The sequence below is a fragment of the Persicimonas caeni genome (genome assembly GCF_006517175.1).
Classification (GTDB): domain Bacteria; phylum Myxococcota_A; class Bradymonadia; order Bradymonadales; family Bradymonadaceae; genus Persicimonas; species Persicimonas caeni.
Window position 1 is genome coordinate 6,357,403 of sequence record NZ_CP041186.1, and the last position, 17,563, is coordinate 6,374,965.

General features: G+C 66.3%; 13 protein-coding genes. 5 read left to right on the top strand and 8 right to left on the bottom strand.

Annotated features, from left to right (window positions below):
* Positions 1 to 180: 180 nt before the first annotated feature.
* Positions 181 to 1,608, bottom strand: a complete 1,428-nt coding sequence (locus FIV42_RS23590; protein WP_141200072.1) for a hypothetical protein — start codon at positions 1,606 to 1,608, stop codon at positions 181 to 183.
* Between the two features lie 101 nt (positions 1,609 to 1,709).
* Complete coding sequence (locus tag FIV42_RS30350; RefSeq protein ID WP_168210892.1) at positions 1,710 to 2,858, bottom strand: hypothetical protein; 1,149 nt, start codon at positions 2,856 to 2,858, stop codon at positions 1,710 to 1,712.
* 343 nt (positions 2,859 to 3,201) lie between these two features.
* On the opposite strand from FIV42_RS30350, the gene FIV42_RS23600 reads away from it, so the two are divergent.
* The 3 genes from FIV42_RS23600 (at position 3,202) to FIV42_RS23610 (ending at position 7,526) form a co-directional block, all read left to right on the top strand.
* Positions 3,202 to 4,146: a hypothetical protein gene (locus tag FIV42_RS23600; RefSeq protein WP_141200073.1), complete on the top strand. Its 945-nt coding sequence runs from the start codon at positions 3,202 to 3,204 to the stop codon at positions 4,144 to 4,146.
* Between the two features lie 95 nt (positions 4,147 to 4,241).
* Positions 4,242 to 6,239, top strand: a complete 1,998-nt coding sequence (locus FIV42_RS23605) for an ATP-binding protein (protein ID WP_168210893.1) — start codon at positions 4,242 to 4,244, stop codon at positions 6,237 to 6,239.
* 99 nt (positions 6,240 to 6,338) lie between these two features.
* Complete coding sequence (locus FIV42_RS23610; protein WP_141200075.1) at positions 6,339 to 7,526, top strand: hypothetical protein; 1,188 nt, start codon at positions 6,339 to 6,341, stop codon at positions 7,524 to 7,526.
* Positions 7,527 to 8,123: 597 nt separating this feature from the next.
* Here the strand turns inward: FIV42_RS23610 and FIV42_RS23615 are convergent.
* From FIV42_RS23615 to FIV42_RS23630, 4 genes are read right to left on the bottom strand one after another with little or no spacing between them, the layout of a single operon-like run.
* Positions 8,124 to 10,136, bottom strand: coding sequence for a LysM peptidoglycan-binding domain-containing protein (locus FIV42_RS23615; RefSeq protein ID WP_141200076.1), 2,013 nt, complete (start codon positions 10,134 to 10,136; stop codon positions 8,124 to 8,126).
* Positions 10,133 to 11,425: a serine/threonine protein kinase gene (locus FIV42_RS23620; protein ID WP_141200077.1), complete on the bottom strand. Its 1,293-nt coding sequence runs from the start codon at positions 11,423 to 11,425 to the stop codon at positions 10,133 to 10,135. The genes FIV42_RS23615 and FIV42_RS23620 overlap by 4 nt, the downstream gene beginning before the upstream one ends.
* Entirely contained in the window at positions 11,422 to 13,161 is a 1,740-nt protein-coding gene (locus FIV42_RS23625) for an adenylate/guanylate cyclase domain-containing protein (RefSeq protein WP_141200078.1), read from the bottom strand. The genes FIV42_RS23620 and FIV42_RS23625 overlap by 4 nt, the downstream gene beginning before the upstream one ends.
* On the bottom strand, positions 13,158 to 14,957 hold the full coding sequence (locus FIV42_RS23630; protein ID WP_141200079.1) for an OmpA family protein: 1,800 nt from the start codon (positions 14,955 to 14,957) through the stop codon (positions 13,158 to 13,160). The genes FIV42_RS23625 and FIV42_RS23630 overlap by 4 nt, the downstream gene beginning before the upstream one ends.
* Between FIV42_RS23630 and FIV42_RS30355 the strand changes: the two genes are divergently transcribed.
* Positions 14,956 to 15,096, top strand: a complete 141-nt coding sequence (locus FIV42_RS30355) for a hypothetical protein (protein WP_168210894.1) — start codon at positions 14,956 to 14,958, stop codon at positions 15,094 to 15,096. The two genes, FIV42_RS23630 and FIV42_RS30355, sit on opposite strands and share 2 nt — an antisense overlap.
* Positions 15,097 to 15,183: 87 nt before the next feature.
* Complete coding sequence (locus FIV42_RS23635) at positions 15,184 to 15,885, top strand: response regulator transcription factor (protein WP_141200080.1); 702 nt, start codon at positions 15,184 to 15,186, stop codon at positions 15,883 to 15,885.
* Positions 15,886 to 15,977: 92 nt separating this feature from the next.
* Here FIV42_RS23635 and msrA read toward each other — a convergent pair whose 3' ends face one another.
* Positions 15,978 to 16,622, bottom strand: a complete 645-nt coding sequence (gene msrA / locus FIV42_RS23640) for a peptide-methionine (S)-S-oxide reductase MsrA (protein WP_141200081.1) — start codon at positions 16,620 to 16,622, stop codon at positions 15,978 to 15,980.
* Between the two features lie 9 nt (positions 16,623 to 16,631).
* The gene (locus FIV42_RS23645; RefSeq protein ID WP_141200082.1) at positions 16,632 to 17,480 is read right to left on the bottom strand and encodes a thioredoxin family protein; all 849 of its coding nucleotides are present in this window, start codon (positions 17,478 to 17,480) and stop codon (positions 16,632 to 16,634) included.
* Positions 17,481 to 17,563 lie beyond the last annotated feature (83 nt).

Here is a 17,563-nt window from a genome sequence, read left to right on the forward strand (position 1 = left end):
ACTGCAAAGCGCCCATCCCGGCTGGGATGGGCGCCTCGGTCAAGTCGCTCGAATTTCTACAACTCTGAGTGAATCCACGGAAGACTTTCGCAATATTTGTTCGGTGCGGGGGCATCTTGCCCTCGTCTGCGAGAGCTGGAAGCACTCGCACCGAAAGGCGAAAGAATCCCGTTGTTGCACTTAGCGCTCCTCGCGCGTCACACTGGCCCGTGGGTACAGCCCCCACGAAATGACCGTGCTGCCAGCATTCTTGCAATCCTCCTCGAAATCCAAGACGTCTTGATGGGGGGCATCCGCCGAAATCCAATCCTGCCCCGGTTTACCAGGAAAACACACTAAGATCTCGTTTCCATCCGTGTCATTCGCGTTGATAACCCTACCCTTCTCGGTATTGTCGGTATCTTCGCGTCCGTCACGACCGATCGGCTCGACCGGCTCGACGTCGGCATAGGCGTAGTCGACGTTGCTCAGCACAGTCCCGCCGCGCTGGAGGCAATCGAGCGCGAACGCTTCGAAGGCACCCTGTCCGTCGGAGTGTGGCAGCGTCTCGCCGGTCGACGAGCACAGGTACTTGATGTAGTCGCCTACCTCCGGGTCGTCGAACGAGCGGTACAAGACGTTGCCGCCATTTTCGCGGCATTCGCCCGACAGGCTCTTCAGGGCCTGGTATCCATCTTTATGCTGCACGGTCCGGCCGGTGGTCGAGCAGATGTAAATCATGTCACGGTTGATGTCTTTACCTGGCGCGAACGGAAGCTCCCTGGGGAAACCATTGCCGTTGTCCTTGCAGTCTTGAGCGAACATGCGGAACTCGTCGCGCGACATGCCTCCCTTGGAGACTCGTTTGGTAGACGAGCAGCCATAAACGAGCCCGGGGGTGTGCGTGTCGATGCGTTCACCCATCAATCCCTGGCAGATCGGGTTAGCGATGGACGAGCGGCGCGATGTGCCCCTCGAGCCCTCGGTGCGCGAACCCATGTCACGGTGAAGCCTCGGGTGGACGACGCCCACCCCGGGGCCGCCTGTGCCCCCGGAAGCGCCGGCGAGACACTTATCTCTCCATTCGTAGAACTCCACCATGACGTGGTCGGTAACGTTAAAGTGGTCGATGTCCGCGCCGGTATTACACGTCACCCAGTAGTTGCTGTCGATCCACATTCCCGTATAGGGATCCCCCTCTTTGAGAGGCGTGTCCTGCTGCCACTCAGGGTCCTGGTTCATGTGGAAGAAGTGGCGCATCACATCTCTGCGACATTCCGTGATTTCTTCGTCGGTTGCCCCGGGGCCGGATTGTCCGAGCACGCCGTCCATACAGGTGCGCATCCAACTAGCGAGATCGGCGCTCGGCGTGACTGAGATCGGGGGGATGTCGGCGCCGGTGTGACAGATGAGAAAGTAGTTGCCCGCCTCGTCGAGGTGGTCGGTCACGGGCGCGTCCGACAGGCTGTGGGTGGTGGTGACCGTAGTGGCCGGCGCGGCCGAGTCGATGTCTTGGGGGCCGACGTCGCCACAGGCGGCGCCGAGCACGCCTGCGGCCAACAGGCCGAGCGAGGCGAGGGTGCCTAGTGAGCGCTTCGTCTGCTTCGTATGTGTCATTCGCTTCAACATTTTGTGCTCCTGATGCTCCGATGAGATTCGTCAGTCAGTTGCCGGGCCAGGGAGGCAGCGTGCTTGCTACCAGCGCAAGATGCGCTGCCTCCGAAGCCGGCTCAGGGCGCAGGGTCGCTGACCGGCAGGTCCCAGCTAAACGAGTCGATGCACCAGCTTTCGCCGCCGTCGACGAGCTCGGTGTCGTAGTTCGAGTCGATCTCGACCTCGACCAGCTTCGCGCCCGTCAGCGTGGCGGTGAATTGCTCGCCTGCGGTGAAGGCGTCGTCGGCCATGCCGGTGCTGCTGACTTCGAGGCTGCCCTCGCCGGCGATGAACGTCTTCTGGCAGGTGTCGCCGTCGCAGCCGGCATAGACCAGTAGGCAGTTGGCGCACGTGGCGTAGTTGAAGTCGTCGAGGTTGTAGGTGCCGGTGGCGACCGCCGCGCCGTCGTAGCTCGGGTAGATCTGCAGCGACATGGCATCTCGCGGGGCGGCCTCGGCGTTGAGCGCCTCGACGATGAGCGGCCCGCTGCCGGTCGCTGTCGCCGTCACAGCGTCGGTCACCGCCGTAAAGCCGTTGTGGTCGCAGGTGACCTGGGTCGGGAAGGTGTCCATCGGGTCGGTCGACGCCGACAGAGCGAGGCTGTCGACGCACCAGGTCATTCCGTCAGTGACGCGAGTAAAGCCGGTGTCGGTCTCGGCAATCTCGACGAGTTCTATATCGAGAAGCTTCGCCTCGAAGCGACCATCTGGCTCCTGACTCCAGGTGCTGATCTCGAGGGTGCCCGAGGTCGCCAAGAAGAACGATTCGCAGCGCTCTGCACTGCAGCCATCGGCGAGCACCAGCGCGTTGGCTTGCTCGGCAAGCGGCTTGTCTTCGAAGGAGACGCTGCCAACATCGGTCAGTCCGCCGTCGTTGGCGATCGACAGCGACAGAAGCTGCGTGCCTGCGTTGGCGAATAGCGACCAGCCGGTGGCCGACTCGTCGATGACGAGGTCGGCCGGTGCAGTAAATCCGCTCAGGTCGCAGGCGACCGCTTCGCCGGTGTCTTCCTCGGTGCCGGTGTCTTCTTCGGTGCCCGTGTCCTCGTCGCCGGCGTCTTCCTCACCGACGTCCTCCTCGCCGGTGTCGACGCCCACGTCGGCCTCGCTCAGGTTGTTGCCCCCGCCGGCCGGCGTGCCGTCGTCGCCGCACGCGGCAGTCAGCGTGAGTGCTGCGGCCAAGCAGGCCACCGTCATCCATCGGTTGTTCTTCCAAATCGTGTTCATCAAACTTCCCTTCAGTTTGGGTTACCAGTCGGCCATCAAATCGGGCCAAGCTTCCGCTGTGTCACTAACTCTATGGTTCGCTTTTCCACGGGTGTTCACAACTAAAGCCGGGTGAAGATCGAAAAGTGTCGCGATTGCAGGGGTTTGTTGGGTTCTGGGTGGGGTGGTGGGAAGGTGTTCGGTAGGTTTGCGCGCCGTTGCTCCAAACTTGCACCGAATGGTAGCTGATGTTGCTACGGCGCATCCGTACAATGGGTGTCGTTGGTCGGCGCGGACGGGACACACAGGCCTTGCGAGGCGTCGCCGAACGTGTGAGGACTAACTCCACTCGAGGAGGTAGAGAATGGACGGGCGTTCCAAAATGATGGGCTGGTTGATTGTGTTGGTGATGTTGGCGCTTCCCGCGACTGCGTTCGCCACTCTGGATGCCCACGTCGACGACGTCGACGGCGACCGCATCTTCAACGACGGCGACCGCGACACCGACAACGACGGCATCCTCGACGTCGTCGAGTGTGGGAGCAGCACCAGTTGTCCCGACACCGACGGCGACGGCATCAAGAACAGCTTCGACCTCGACAGCGACGGCGACGGCATCACCGACGCCCACGAGGCCTTCGGCGACGACGCCGACGGCGACGGGCGCTACGACAGCTTCGTCGACCAGAACCAGGACGGCGCCGACGACGAGCTCGTCCGGCTGCGCACGCCGCCCATCGACACCGACGCCGACGGCGTGCCCGACTTCCTGCAGCTCGACAGCGACGGCGACGGTATCCCCGACGCCATTGAGGGCCACGACGCCGACGGCGACGGCGAGGCCGACGTGCAGGCGATGGGCGTCGACAAAGACCAGGACGGCCTCGACGACGCCTTCGACGCCCACTGCATCCGCAAGGATATGTGCCGCGACGACACGGTCTTTGGCGGCACCCCCGCTCCGACGCCCGACCACGACGGCGACGATATCGAGGACTTCCGCGACCCGGTCGACGACTCTCAGCCCGGCGAGGATGTCGGCGTGGACGCGGGGTCGGATGCAGGCATGGACGCAGGTGCTGATGTGGGCGAGGACGTCGGCGCGGATGTCGGGACGGATGTGGGCGGCGACGTCGGCGAACTCGACGCGGGTCCACAAACCGACACGGGCGAGGACGCCGGCTCGCGCACGCTCCACAACGACATGTACGTGAGCGGAGGCGGCTGTAGCAGCGTGCCGGGGGCGCCGGCCGGGGCGTCGCTACTCTGGCTGGCTGGGCTCGTCGTTCTCATCCGACGGCGTCCGTAAACCGGAGGCAGTGCTTCCAGCTCTGGTAGCAGTCACGTACGCTCCTGTACCCAGGCATGGAAGGCCTGCCTCCGACATCTTGCAGGAAGTTTTTCGTGTCATCTCCGATCGTTCTCATCCTGATATCGGCTCTCGCAGGCGCGGCTCTCACGGCCGTGCTCATGCGCTACCTGCGCCGTCCATCCGACGAGCCCCCCGAAACGCAGCCGCCCAAAGAACCCGCCGCCGACTCCGAAGCGAAGCCCGCACCCGAGCCGGAACCCGACGCCTCCCGCACGAGCCTGCTGCTCGCCACGATGAGCCACGAAATCCGCACCCCGCTCAACGGGGTGCTGGGCATGCTGCAACTGCTCGAGAACACCCGCCTCGACCGCGAGCAGCGCCGCATCGTGCAGATGATCGTCGACAGCGGTCAGGTGCTCTCGCAGGTCGTCGATGACTACCTGGCGTTCTACCGACTCGAGGCCGGTCAGAGCATCACCGCCTCGCCGGGGCCGTGCGAGCTCGAGGAGGTCGTGCTGCAGACGATGATGCTCTACGGCAGCATGGCCCACGACAAGGGCCTGGAGTTCGTGCTCACCCGTGAGCCCGGCGTGCCCCACGTAGTCAAGACCGACGCGCTCAGGCTGCGCCAGATCTTGGCCAACCTCATCCTCAACGCCATCAAATACACCGAGCGCGGCGAGGTGTCGGTGTCGATCGAGCAGGGTGACCTGGATAATAGGGGAGATAAGCGCGTCGAGCTGGCCGTGTCGGACACCGGCCCGGGCATGAGCGACGAGGCGGTCGCCGCGCTCTTCGAGCCGTATTTTCGCGACGACACGACCTCGCAGCGCGAAAAGGGCGCCGGCCTCGGCCTGACCATCGCCCGGCACCTGACCGAGGTGTTGGGCGGCGAGCTCGACGTGAGCTCCGAGGTGGGCGTGGGGACCACGTTCACGCTGCGCTTCGACTTCGAGGTGCTCGTCGACGACGCGCCCACGCCCGACCTGCCGTGGCAAAGGGCGCTGGTCGTGGGCGGAAGCCCCAGCGCGTCGATGGCGCTGGCCGACATCCTCGAGGAGTTCGGCCTCGAGGTGCGCCTGCTCGACGACGCCGCCGACTTTCGCGGCCCGCCGGCCGAGCTCGCGTTCGTCTTCGGCGGCGCGGCTCGCAAGAGCGTCGCTCGACTCGGCGCCGAATGCATCGACGTGGTCTCGCTGGCCGACCCCGCGGCGCACCGGCAGGACGTCGGCGCCCACGTGCTCATCAAGCCCTTCTCACGAGGCACCGTCCAACACACGCTGAGCGAGCTGGCCGCCGGGGCCACGCGCAGCTCGACGGTCGACCGCTGGCGAAACTCGATGGCCGAGACCTACCCCCTGTCGATCCTCGTCGCCGAGGACGACGTCGTCTCGGCCCAGGTCATCGAGGGCATGCTCGCCAGCTTGGGCTACGCGCCGACGGTCGTCGAGTCGGGGCCGGCGGCGGTCGACGCCCTCCGCGGGGGCGCCTTCGACGTGGTGATGCTCGACCTGAATATGCCCGGCTTCGGTGGCCTCGAGGTCATCGAGCGCGTGCGCGCCGACGCCGTCTGGTGGGTCGCCATGAGCGCCTCGGTCCAACCCGAGCTTCGCCGACGTTGCCGCGACGCGGGATTCCGCGACTTTCTGACCAAGCCGCTCACCGTCGGCACCCTGCAGAGCGCGCTCGTGCGCGCCGCCAAGCGCGACTCGGGCTACGTCGAAGCACGCGCGAGCTCGGGCGCGATGAAGCAGATGCGCGAGCTCTTCGCCCAATCCCCCGCCGCCTACGAAGACCTGCTGCGCTCCCACATCGCCCAGACGGATCTGTTGTGCACCGACCTCGAAGCCGGCCTCGCCCCGGGCGGCGACCTCCAAACCGCCCGCCGCGCCGCCCACACCCTGCAGGCCGCGGCGTCGAGTTTCGGCTGCGAGAAGGTCGCGACTCACGCACGCACCCTCGATGCCGAATGGGACGCCCTGAACACCGACCGCCGCCGCGAACTCGCCCACAGACTGCTCGCCGCGTGGCGTGAGGACGAGAGGGCGAAGGTGGTCGCCGAACTCGACGGCGTGGCGGGCGGGGCGTGAGTGTCGAGCGTGCGTTGGGCGAGACTTTTGTGTAGAGTGCGTCCGTTCTAGTTAAAAAATACTCTGCATGCAGCCTGTAATGGGCCAAGGGAGATAGCTATGGGGGAGCGAGCACAGATTACCACTAGTGCTGTCGTGTTCATCATCTCGGTCGCCACTTTGGCGCTCATCGCGCCCGGTTGCTCTGAGAGCGGCGGTGGTTCCCACGATCCGATCGTGGTGAATACCGACGGCGGTCAGTCGACCTCGGACGTCAGCGGTGACGACGCCGATGCGGGGCGAGTTGGCCAAGATGCCGGTGACGCCGGCTTGAGTGATGACGCCGGATCGAGCGGTGACGTCGTCCAAAGTGACGACGATACCGGCGGTTCGGAGGAACCCATTGAAATCCCGTCGAGCATCACCAACGAAGAGGTGCACGGCGACGCCAATATTCCTGCCGGGCAGACGCGTTATATGTCAGGGGTCACGATCTTTGGTGACTTGCACGTCGAGTCCGGCGCCGAGGTCGAGTTGGAGGCTATCACCGGCACTCCTGGCACGGGCTGGTACGGGGTGCGTGTCGAGGGAACCCTGACGATCGAGAGAGGCGCCAAACTGACCCAATTGGGGGGCACCAATGCCGTCGAGGCGTTTAAGCTCATCGCCCGCGGGGAGCCGTCCGACAGGGTCGTGTTGCGCGGCGAATACAAATTCGGTGACGTCGAGGCCGACTATGTCGAATTCAGCGGCCGAATTTTCGGGGTCAACGTACCCGGCAATAGGCAGTCCGCGCCACTGCACGGCACTGGCGCTGGGTGGGTAAAGGACTCCATTATTGGCGACGGCGAGAACTCCATGTTGTTTTGGTGGCGGCCAGCCCAGGGAGTGACGGCGACTATCGAGCACAATGAGTTTCGAGAGCGAGCGCGCCTCGGCGTCGTTCGCGCTGAGGTCAGCAAGAACACCTTCCGACACTCCGGCAGCCGCAGTGGTGAAGTCGTCGAAATCTGCCAGGAATGCGTGACCAATCAGGCTTGTACCGGAGATCGCACCGACGATCCGTTGCTCGAGTTTCGTGACAACGTAATTGACAATACTCAGGACCCGTCGGTGCCGGTTTACGACGTGTCTCGACGCTTCGGTCCTGTCGACGTGAGCGGCAACTACTACTCGGCCCTGGTTCCGAGCAGTGACGGTTGGGATGGGAGCGAAGTCGGCTGCCCCGACGATCTCGGTACACAAGGCGGGCCGTTGACAGTCGAACCGGCGCTCGATGCTCCGCCGGCGGACGCGGGACCGCGTTGACGGTCTCAGTTGCGCCGATCGGGAACCAGGTTCCCTGACGAAGCCGGGCGAACATAGGAGCCGTACGAATCTCCGAGGCATGTTCGGGGCGAACATGGGGCTCGTACGAATCTCCAAGGGCTGTGCGCGGCGGACATCGGGTCGCCGCGAATCTCCGACGCCTGTTCGCGGCAGACATTGGGGCGCCGCGAATCTCCGAGGCATGTTCGGGGCGGACATCGGGTCCGTACGAATCTCCAAGGCATGTTCGGGGCGAACATGGGGCTCGTACGAATCTCCGAGGCATGTTCGGGGCGGACGGAGGAGTTTTCCACGCGAAAATGTGTGATGCGAGGCGGAAGGAGCACTTTTCCGCGTCAAAATGTGTGATCCGGGACAGACAACGACGTGTGCGGCGCGAAAATATGTGCGCCGAGACGGACGGAGGAGTTTTCCGCGCGAAAGTGTGTGATACGGAGCCTTTCGGTGCGAGTGCTTCCAGCTCTCGCAGACGAGGGCAAGATGCCCCCGCACCGAATAGACGAGGGCAAGATACCCCCGCACCGAACAGACGAGGGCAAGATGCCCACGCACCGAACACACGCCGCTGCGGGCGAGTCAAAACCGCAACGACACGCCCACCCGGGCCTCCGGCAAGAACCGCAACGCCCCGTCGACCGGGGTCGCGTCGACGCCCACCTCTCCGCGCAGTCGCCACAGCTCGCCCATCGTGGGCATCACGCCCACGCTCGCCCTCGGCGAAAACCGACTCTCCCCATCGATGATCCCTTGCCAGCTCACGCCGAGGCCGGCGTGCGGGGCAAGGGCGGTTTGGAACCAGCCGGCGAGTGCTTGGGCGCGGGCGGTGGCGACCGTGTTCAGCGCGTCGCCGGAGTGAAGGGCGAGCCCGAGGCGGGCTTCGGCGGCGAAGTGATGGGTGGGGGCGGTGCCCAGACCCAACTCGAGTGTTGCGCCCGTCGTGGGGAATGCCGCGGGCCAGTACGGGTCGGCGCCGACGGCGTCATAGCCGACCAGCGCGGTGAGGAGGTACTCCGCCTGGAGCTTTTCGGTGGGCTGCATGCTGACCGTGTCGGCCTGTTGTACCTCGACGTCGAAGCTGCCCAGCAGCACGTCGCGGTAGTAGAGGGCGACTTCGCGCGTGCCCACCTGGGCGTCGTTGGCGGCGGTCAGGTTGACGCGCAACTGACCTGGACCGACCTGCAGCGGCTTGGCCTGCAGGCCTTCGCCGGAGACTTGGGCGGTCACGCCCTCGGGCAGGGAGGGCTCGAAGGCGACTTCGACCGCGCCGAGTGCGCCCTGGCGCATCGTGAGGCCGTCGCGGGTGGTGATCGTGGGGCGCACGGCTTCGAGCTCGGTCCTCAGCTCGACGCCTTCGCCCGAGCAGGCGACTTCGTGCGTCCCTTCGGTCGTCAGCTCGAAGACCTCGGCGGGCTCGGCGCCCTTCGTGGCGCAGCGCAGCCCTTTGGGGGCGCGCAGCGTCGCGCCGAGCATGACCTGGCCGTCGTTGGCCTCCAGAATCTGGGTCGCCTCGGCGCCGAGTTCGTGGATGCGCAGGCGTCGAAGCTTCGAGGGGATGCTCTCGAACTCGTCGGCGTCGATGGCGACGATCGAGACGAAATACTCGCCGGGCGGGAGGCCGCGCATCTCGAGGTTGCGGATTTTGGCGGGGACGCGCTTCGAGAAGAGGACGTCGATCTGGCGGCGGCCGCGGGAGACCTCGACGTAGTAGGCCTTGGCTTTTTGGACTGGGTTCCACTCGGCGCGCACCGTAGCGCTCGAGCCGGCGATGGCGAGGGCCTGGGGCTCGAAGTTCTTGGTCCAGGTGGGCGTCGCCGGCAGCGGGCGCGGCTTTTCGGGCGGCTTGCCGCGGCGAACGCGGGTGCCGTGGCCGGCGGTGACCGACACCTTGCCTTTGCCCTTGGCGGACGTGACCGTCACCGGCTTGCCGGTGTGGTTGGCGATGCGCGACTCGCCGTCGTCGACGGTGACCTGGGCGCGGCCGGCGTCGAAGGTCGCCTTGGCGTCGGGGGTGTCGACCTCGACGCGGCTCCCCGACAGGTCGGCCAGCCGCGTCTTGAGGCGGCCTTTTTCGACGGTGGCGCGCCGGGCGACCGTGCGCTTGGCGGTCGCTCGGCTGGGGCCGTAGATGACGACGAGGGTGTTCTCGGTCATCTGCAGTTGCGAGTTGTCGCGGAAGCCGAGCTCGGCGCGCGAGCGTTGCAGGGTGTTGACGCGCCAGGCTTTGAAGAACTCGGCGCCCACGTCGACCGGGTCCCACGCCGAGGTCGGCGGCTTGGCGCGCACGTTGCCGGCGCGGGCGGTCAGCTTGGCCTCGGCCTCGTCGGGCAGGATGGGGAGGCGGAGCTTTTGGCCCGGGCGGCACGCGTAGCCGTCCTCGCTCAGGTCGTTGTGCTGGTGGATGTGGTTGTAGGCGCGGGCGTCGCCGTAGAACTCGCGTGCGATCGAGGTGCACGTGTCGCCCTTTTTGACGGTGTACGTGCGGAACGATTCCTGTTTACGAGGGGACTGCTGGGCCGAGGCGAGGTTCGCCTGGGCCAAGAGCAGCGCCGAGAGCAGCGCCGAGAGCGCGATCAAACTCGAGTACTTCATGAGCGACCTCGTCGCTTTCGAGAGTCGTAGATCCGTTGGACCTTGCGCAGGATTTCGTCGGGGGCGGCGTCGACGGCGACGTCTTCGACGCCCATGGCGAGCAGGTCGACCGCGTGTCCGATGGACGGGGCGCCGACGACGACCAGCGTGGGGTAGTCTTCGGGGAGGTCGCGGGTGACCACCTCCGGCGAGAGCGCGACGACGACGTCGAAGTCGCCGCCGGATTGCCAGTCGCGCACATACCAGCCGGCGGCCTGCGCGGCGACGGTCAGCTGAGTCGAGGCCTCGCCGATGAGGCCGAGCACGCCCGGGTTCTTCTCGTCGAAGCCGCTCGCGGGCTTCACCGACGCCTTGGCCGCGCCGGCGGTGGTCACCGCGCGGCGGTTTCTGGGCTGCAGCAGCCTCGCCGGCCGTCCCCGCCCGCGCATCTCCTCGCTGGCGAGGAGCTTTCGCAAAAACGTGCTCGCCTCGAAAGCGCTCGGGCGGCTCGCCGGCTCTTTGGCGAGCATCGACAGGACGAAGTTGTCGAGCGCGGCGGGGATATCGGCGTCGGGGGCCTTGATGCGCATGCTCGTCGCCGGGATGTAGACGTGGGCGTTGAGCATCTCGATGAGCTTGGCCGGCTCGACGACCGATTCGCCGCAGAGCAATTCGTAGAGCACGCAGCCCATCGAGTAGATGTCGCTCTTGGGGCCGATGTCGGGCAGGCTTCGGGCCTGCTCGGGCGACAGAAACTGCGGCGTGCCCGTCAGGCGGCCCTCCTGGGTCATCCGGCTCAGGTCCTCATCCTTGGCGATGAAGGCGAGCCCGAAGTCGACGAGCGTGGCGTGGGGGCCGGCGTCGGTCTCGGTGATGAAGATATTCTCGGGCTTGATGTCGCGGTGGACGAGCCCCATCTCGTGGGTGACGGTGAGCACGTCGCAGATCTGCAGGCCGATCTCGAGGGCGCGGCGCTTGTCGATGGGGCCGTCGCCGACCTCACTTTCGAGCGGGTGGCCGACCAGGTACTCCATGACGATGTAGAGCGCGCCGTCGTGCTCGCCGTAGTCGAAGACGGTGACCGCGTTGGGGTGGTCGAGGCGCGACATTACCTTGGCCTCGCGGTCGAAACGCGCGCGGAATTCGGCGTCGTCGGTCGAGTGGGCGTGCAGGAATTTGACGGCCACGCGCCGGTCGAGGTGGGTGTGGCGCGCCTCGACGACGACGCCCATGCCGCCGGCGCCGAGTTTGTCGACGACCTCGTACTTGCCGCCGACGACGGTGCCCGGTCTGAGTGCGAGCTCGCTCATAACAACACCTCGTAGACAGTGGCGTCCTCGCCGCCCACGGTGAGCAGCTCGGTGGAGGCGCGCCGGAAGACGAACTGGTCGGCGGCGGTCCGCTGGACGTCCTCGGTGACCAGCACCTGGTTGTCGTGGGCGAGCGCTTCGAGGCGCGCGGCGAGGTTCACGGCCTTGCCGATGGCGGTGTACTCCATGCGGGTCTCGGAGCCGACGTTGCCCACGACCGCCTCGCCCACGTGCACGCCCATGGCGAGCTTGACCTCGACGCCGAATTCGCGCGACCAGCGCCGGTTGGCGAACTCGAGGACGCGGTGGATCTTCTCGGCGGCCTCGAGGGCGTGGAGCACCTGCTCGGCGTCCTCGCGCGGAGCGCCCCAGAAGGCCATGACGCAGTCGCCGATAAACTTGTCGACGGTGCCGCCGGTCCGGAAGATGACCGTGGTCATCAGGGTGAAGAGTTCGTTGAGCACGGTGACGACGACCTCCGGCTCGTGGTGCTCACAGAGCGGCGTAAACCGGACGACGTCGGCGAAGAGCACGGTGATCTTGCGGCGCTCGCCGCCGAGCGCCATCGCCTGCTCGCGGCGCACGACGTTGTCGACGAGATCTTCGGGCAGGTAGCGGCCCAGGTCGGCGCGGATTTCGATCTCGCGGGCGATCTGCTCCTCGCTCGCCTTGAGGTCGGCGGCGGCGTCGTTGAGCGTGGCGGCGACGAGCGCGATCTCGTCGCGGGTGTCGACGTCGACGCGGGCGTCGAAGGCGCGCTCGCCCAGGCGCTTGGTGAAGGCGACCACCGCGTCGAGCGGGCGGGTGAGCCGGCCGGCGAAGACCAGCGCGAGGATAAAGGCGATGGCCGCGGCGCCGGTGGTGCCGAGCCCGACGATCCAGCGCATGCGGATGAGCGAGGCGTAGGCCTCGTCCATCGGGACTTCGACGCGGGTGACCCACGGCACGGTCTGCAGCGGAAGGGCGGAGACGAGCACGGGGCGCTCGGGGTGGTCGCCGGAGTGGGCGACGCCCTGGGCGACGATGGTGTCGAGCGACTCCATGAGGCCGACGGCCGGGAGCGTCTGGCCGCGCAAGTCGGGCGCGGTCGACAGGATGACGCGGCGCTCGGAGTCGACGACGTCGATGCGCGAGCGGGCCGAGAGTTGGTGGGTGCCGACGCGCTCGGTGCGCTTCTGGGCGACGTCGAGCGGGACGACGGTGCGCAAGAAGCCTGTGATCTCGGAGGGCTTCGGCCGAATGGCGATGACCATCTCGACGGTCGCCTCGCCGTCGTCGCCGACTTGCAGGTTGTCGACGAGCATCGGCTCGCTGCCGGCGCGCTGGGCGACCTGCTTTGCGAGCGGCTCGAGGGTGAAGCCGTCGCCGGTCTGGTCGATCTGGGCGATATAGTCGCCCTGTTGGTCGTAGATGGCGACCGTCTCGATGAGCGGGTCGGCTTCGACCAGCGCGGTGGCGACCTCGACGCGGTTGTCTTGCGGGATGGCCGGGTTGGTGAGCACCTGCTGGACACCGAGCAGGCTGTCGCGCGCGTCGGCGATGGCCGCCTCGATCGTCTCGGCGATGTCCTCGGCGACTGCCAGGCGCATCTCGCGGTTCTGCGTCTCGAGGGTGCTCGCGTTGACCTCCATGAGCCCCAGGCCGACGGCGAGGGCGGGGAGCACGGCCAAGAGGCCGCCGAAGACGACGAGCTTGAGCTTGAGCGGAAAGCGAATGTCGGGGCGATCGGCGCTCATGGGTCACCCCGCTCGCCCTCGTCTGCACGGACGCGTTCGATGATATGGAACTCCACGCGCCGGTTGTCGGCGCGGCCGTCGGCGGTGTCGTTGTCGGCGATGGGGTGGCTCTCGCCGTAGCCACGCGCGGACAGACGCTCGGCGTCGACGCCTTGCTCGATGAGGAATTCTTTGACCGACACGGCGCGCTGCTGGGACAACTCGAGGTTGTCCTGCTCGTCGCCGCGCGAGTCGGTGTGGCCCTGCACGCGGAGCAGGCGGATGTCGGCGTTGGCCTTCATGACCGAGGCGACCTGCTCGAGCACCGAGTGGCTGCGACTTTTTATCGTGGCGCGGGCGGTGTCGAAGTGGACGCGCTCGAGGATTTCGATGCGGTCGCCGCTCAGGCGCACGGCGCTGTCGCCCTCGTCGGGGCAGCCGTCGGTGTCGTCGACGCCGTTGACCGACTCGGGCACGTCGGGGCAGGCGTCGTCGGCGTCGGCGATGCCGTCGCGGTCGTTGTCCGCGTCGGGGCAGCCGTCGTTGTCCTCGAAGCCGTCGGCGTCTTCGGCCTCGTTGGGGCAGCGGTCGACGGAGGCGTCGATGCCGTCACCGTCCTCGTCGACGAAGGGGCAGCCGGAGGTCTTTTCGGTGCCGGGCGTGTCGGGGCAGGCGTCGTTGAAGTCGGCGATGCCGTCGGCGTCGTTGTCCGAGTCGGGGCAGCCGTCGGCGTCTTCGAAGCCGTCGACGTCCTCGGGGACGTTGGGGCAGTTGTCTCGGGTGTCCGGGACGCCGTCGGCGTCGTTGTCGGGGTCGGCGCAGCCGTCGTCGTCTTGAAAGCCGTCGAAATCCTCGGGGAGGCCGGCGCAGCCGTCTGCGCTCGACGAGGCGCTCAGGCCCAGGCTGCCTCCGTTCGACGGTGCGTAGCCCACCGAGGCGACCACGCGCACGTCGGGCGAGCCGTAGCCGCCCGACAGGGAGCCGCCGGCGCCGAAGGTGCTCGAAAGGCCGGTCGCGCCCCAACGAACGCGCGCACCGCCGAGGTAGCCGGCGCTGACCGAGCGGGTGGGGTCGGCGAGGGCTTCCCAACGGCCGAAGCCCGAGAGCAGCAGCGTGACGGTGTCGGGGACGACGGTCGCCTCGGCGCCCAGGCGCACGTCGAGGCGGTCGTCGGTGGAGAGCAGGGCGTTACTCGTCTGCGATTGAAGCGCCCAGCCGACGTTCGCGGCCACGCGCCAGGGATAGGCGCCGTCGCTTCGGTAGTCGGCGATGAGCGAGCCGAGCGCGCCGGCCGAGCCGTTCGATTGGTAGGGGGCGTCGTCGGAGGTGGGCAGGTAGCCTGTGAGCTGCGCGCCCAGGCCGAGCCCCTGTTCGTCGAGGAGGTGGAAGCGCACTTGCCCGCGCGCTTCGGCCAGGTCGATCGTGTTGGGGGCGGGCAGGCCCGCGGCCGCGTTGCCCGACTGGTAGAGCACGACGGGCAGGACGAGGCCGACTTCGACGCGGTCGAAGAAGCCCACGCCCAAGCCGACGTCGAGCTTGTATTGCTCGTCGACCAGTTGGGTAATCGGCGTCGAATCGGAGCGTCGCTGCAGCTCGATGGGGTCGTCGGCGTAGTGGGCGACGAGCTCGACGCTCGGCAACAGGTGCGGGGCGACCCGGCTCGTGGCCACCGACCAGATCGACGTCGCGCCGACGGCCTGCGGCTCGAAGGTCTCCGAGGCGGGCGTCTGCGCGTTCGAGGTCATCGGCCACAGCAGCGCGACGAGCAGCGAGGCGAGCAGAGTCGTACGTCGTAAATGGTGGAGTGTTGTGTTCATGATGCGTTTCACCTCGAATGCTCTGCGTGAGAGCAAGGTGATTACTCGCTCGCCCGTTCAACTTCAACTGCATCATACGCAAGGCGTGGAGCAAGTACTGCGCCGTTTGGATGCAATTTTGGATGAATTTGGGGTATGAAGTTGCTATCGGTCGATGAAAGACGTTCACTTAGCGGACAGCAAACAAGGCAGCTGACCGCTCGAGATTTCGCGCAGCAGGATAGTCATGACGATTTGGGTCATTGATGACGACATCACGCTCAGGAAGATGGTGCGCCAGATCCTGACGCAGGAGGGATTCGAGGTTCGCGCCTACGACGGGCCGGAAGGTGTCGTCGAGGCGTTGGGCGATGAGGAGCCGGAGCTGCTCTTGCTCGACGTGCGCATGCCGGGGAAGAAGGGCACCGACCTGTGTCGCGAGATTCGCGCGCAGTCGAAGGTGCCGATCATCTTCGTGTCATCGGCGGGCGATCCCATCGACCGGGTGGTGGGCTTGGAGCTGGGGGCGGACGACTACATCACCAAGCCGTTCCATCCCAAAGAACTCGTCGCGCGCGTCAACGCCGTTTTGCGCCGGGCGGTGTTGGACGACGACGAGGGAGACGACGAACTCCTCGTCGTCGGAGACCTCTCGCTCGACCCCACCGCGATCAAGGTGAAGTACGCCGACAGCGAGTTGCCGCTGACGAAGACGGAGTTTCGCCTGCTGCAGACGCTGATGGAGCAGCCCCAGAAGGTGTTTAGTAGAAAGGAGCTCATGGCGGGCGCCTACGAGGGCACCCGCGTGAGCAAAAAGACGATCGACAGCCATATTCGGCGGCTACGCACGAGCTTTGATGCCTGCAAAATCGACCCGATTCGCACCGTGCGCGGGGTGGGCTATGCGCTCGACTACGAGATGTTGACCGCGGAGACCGAAAGCGTTTAGAGCGCGGGGATGGCCTTGCTGATGTCGGGGCGCCCGCTACATAGGCATATAAGGACATAGGGGCTGCGTAGCGCGACGCCCGGGGAGTTTGATTATGCTTCGGTCGTGAGCCCGACCGGGCAGCTCACGCCGGTGCCGCCAATGCCGCAGTAGCCGCCGGGATTCTTGGCGAGGTACTGCTGGTGGTAGTCCTCGGCGTAGTAGAGCTCGGGGGCTTCTTTGATCTCGGTGGTGATTTCACCGTAGCCCGCGCTCGACAGTTCGTTCCCGTAGGCCTCGCGTGAGGCGAGCGCCGCTTCCTTTTGTTCCTCGTCAAACCAGTAGATCGTCGAGCGGTACTGGGTGCCGGTGTCGGCACCTTGGCGCATGCCCTGGGTGGGGTCGTGATTCTCCCAGAAGATGCGAAGCAGCTCGTCGTAGCTCACCTGGTTGGGGTCGAAGACGACCAGGACGACCTCGGCGTGGCCGGTTCGTCCGGTGCACACCTCGCGGTAGGTCGGGTTGGGCGTGTAGCCACCGGCATAGCCGACGGCGGTGCTGTAGACGCCGTCGGTCTGCCAGAACTTGCGCTCGGCGCCCCAGAAGCAACCCATGCCGAACATCGCCATCTCGAGATGGTCGTCGAAGGGGCCTTTGATGGGCGTGCCGAGCACGGCGTGCTCGTTGGTGATGTCGATGGCGCGATCGCGGCCGGGCAGGGCCTCATCCGCGGTCGGCAGGGTGGTTTTGTGCTTCATGGGGTGTCCTCAGTACATGGCGCGGCCGAGTTTCTTTTGCCATTCGCGCACTTCATCGGTGTTCGGGCCCATCACCTCGAAGATACGCACCATGGTTTCACGCCCGGCATCGTCGCGAAAGCCGCGATCTCGGATGACGATCTGTAGCAGGTGGTCGAGGGCTTCATCAAACCGGCGCTGCGAGGCGAGCTTGATGCCGAGTTGCCAGCGCGACTCGAGGTCGGCCGCATCTTCTTCGACCCGGGCCTGAAGCTCGTCGACCGGCGCGAATTGCGCCGCCTGCACGTCGAGCAGCACGCGCTCGTACTCGCCGTCTCGCTCGGCGATGGGCACCTGGTCGAGCAGTTCTTCGGCCCGTTCGTTCTCACCGCGCATCGCGCTCACCCGGGCCATGCCGAGCAGCGCGTCGATGTGGTCGGGGTCTTCGTCGAGCACCTGTTCGTAAATCGACGCCGCCGCGTCGAGGTCGCCGCTCTCTTCGAGCGCTTCGGCCTCGTCGAGCTGGGCGTCGGGCTCCGAAGGTAAGATGCCGTCGAGCCACGCTTCGATTCGACTTTGGGGCAGGGCGCCGGTGAACTCGTCGACCATGCGCCCGTCGACGAACGCTTTGACCGCCGGAATCCCGCGCACGCCGAAGCGCTGCGCGCTCTGCTGGTTGTTGTCGACGTTGACCTTGGCGAGGATCCACTCGCCGCCGGCCTTGGCGGCCATGCTCTCCAACGTCGGGCCCAACGCGCGGCACGGGCCGCACCAGGGCGCCCAGAAGTCGACCACGACGGGCACGTCGTGCGAGCGGGCGATGACTTCTTGTTCGAAATTCTGATCGGTGACGTCGATGAGGTGTTGTGTCTCGGGCATCTCGAAACCTCGTACTGCAGGTAGTTAGAGACCGTTTTCTTCCCCCTGTGCCGGGAGCGCCGGACTAAGATAAACCGGGCGAC

Excerpts from the sequence above, each read along its gene's own strand:
- FIV42_RS23590 (WP_141200072.1), bottom strand. The coding sequence starts at position 1,608 with ATGTTGAAGCGAATGACACATACGAAGCAGACGAAGCGCTCACTAGGC.
- FIV42_RS30350 (WP_168210892.1), bottom strand. The coding sequence starts at position 2,858 with ATGAACACGATTTGGAAGAACAACCGATGGATGACGGTGGCCTGCTTG.
- FIV42_RS23600 (WP_141200073.1), top strand. The coding sequence starts at position 3,202 with ATGGACGGGCGTTCCAAAATGATGGGCTGGTTGATTGTGTTGGTGATG.
- FIV42_RS23610 (WP_141200075.1), top strand. The coding sequence starts at position 6,339 with ATGGGGGAGCGAGCACAGATTACCACTAGTGCTGTCGTGTTCATCATC.
- FIV42_RS23615 (WP_141200076.1), bottom strand. The coding sequence starts at position 10,136 with ATGAAGTACTCGAGTTTGATCGCGCTCTCGGCGCTGCTCTCGGCGCTG.
- FIV42_RS23620 (WP_141200077.1), bottom strand. The coding sequence starts at position 11,425 with ATGAGCGAGCTCGCACTCAGACCGGGCACCGTCGTCGGCGGCAAGTAC.
- FIV42_RS23625 (WP_141200078.1), bottom strand. The coding sequence starts at position 13,161 with ATGAGCGCCGATCGCCCCGACATTCGCTTTCCGCTCAAGCTCAAGCTC.
- FIV42_RS30355 (WP_168210894.1), top strand. The coding sequence starts at position 14,956 with ATGATGCGTTTCACCTCGAATGCTCTGCGTGAGAGCAAGGTGATTACT.
- FIV42_RS23630 (WP_141200079.1), bottom strand. The coding sequence starts at position 14,957 with ATGAACACAACACTCCACCATTTACGACGTACGACTCTGCTCGCCTCG.
- FIV42_RS23635 (WP_141200080.1), top strand. The coding sequence starts at position 15,184 with ATGACGATTTGGGTCATTGATGACGACATCACGCTCAGGAAGATGGTG.
- msrA (WP_141200081.1), bottom strand. The coding sequence starts at position 16,622 with ATGAAGCACAAAACCACCCTGCCGACCGCGGATGAGGCCCTGCCCGGC.
- FIV42_RS23645 (WP_141200082.1), bottom strand. The coding sequence starts at position 17,480 with ATGCCCGAGACACAACACCTCATCGACGTCACCGATCAGAATTTCGAA.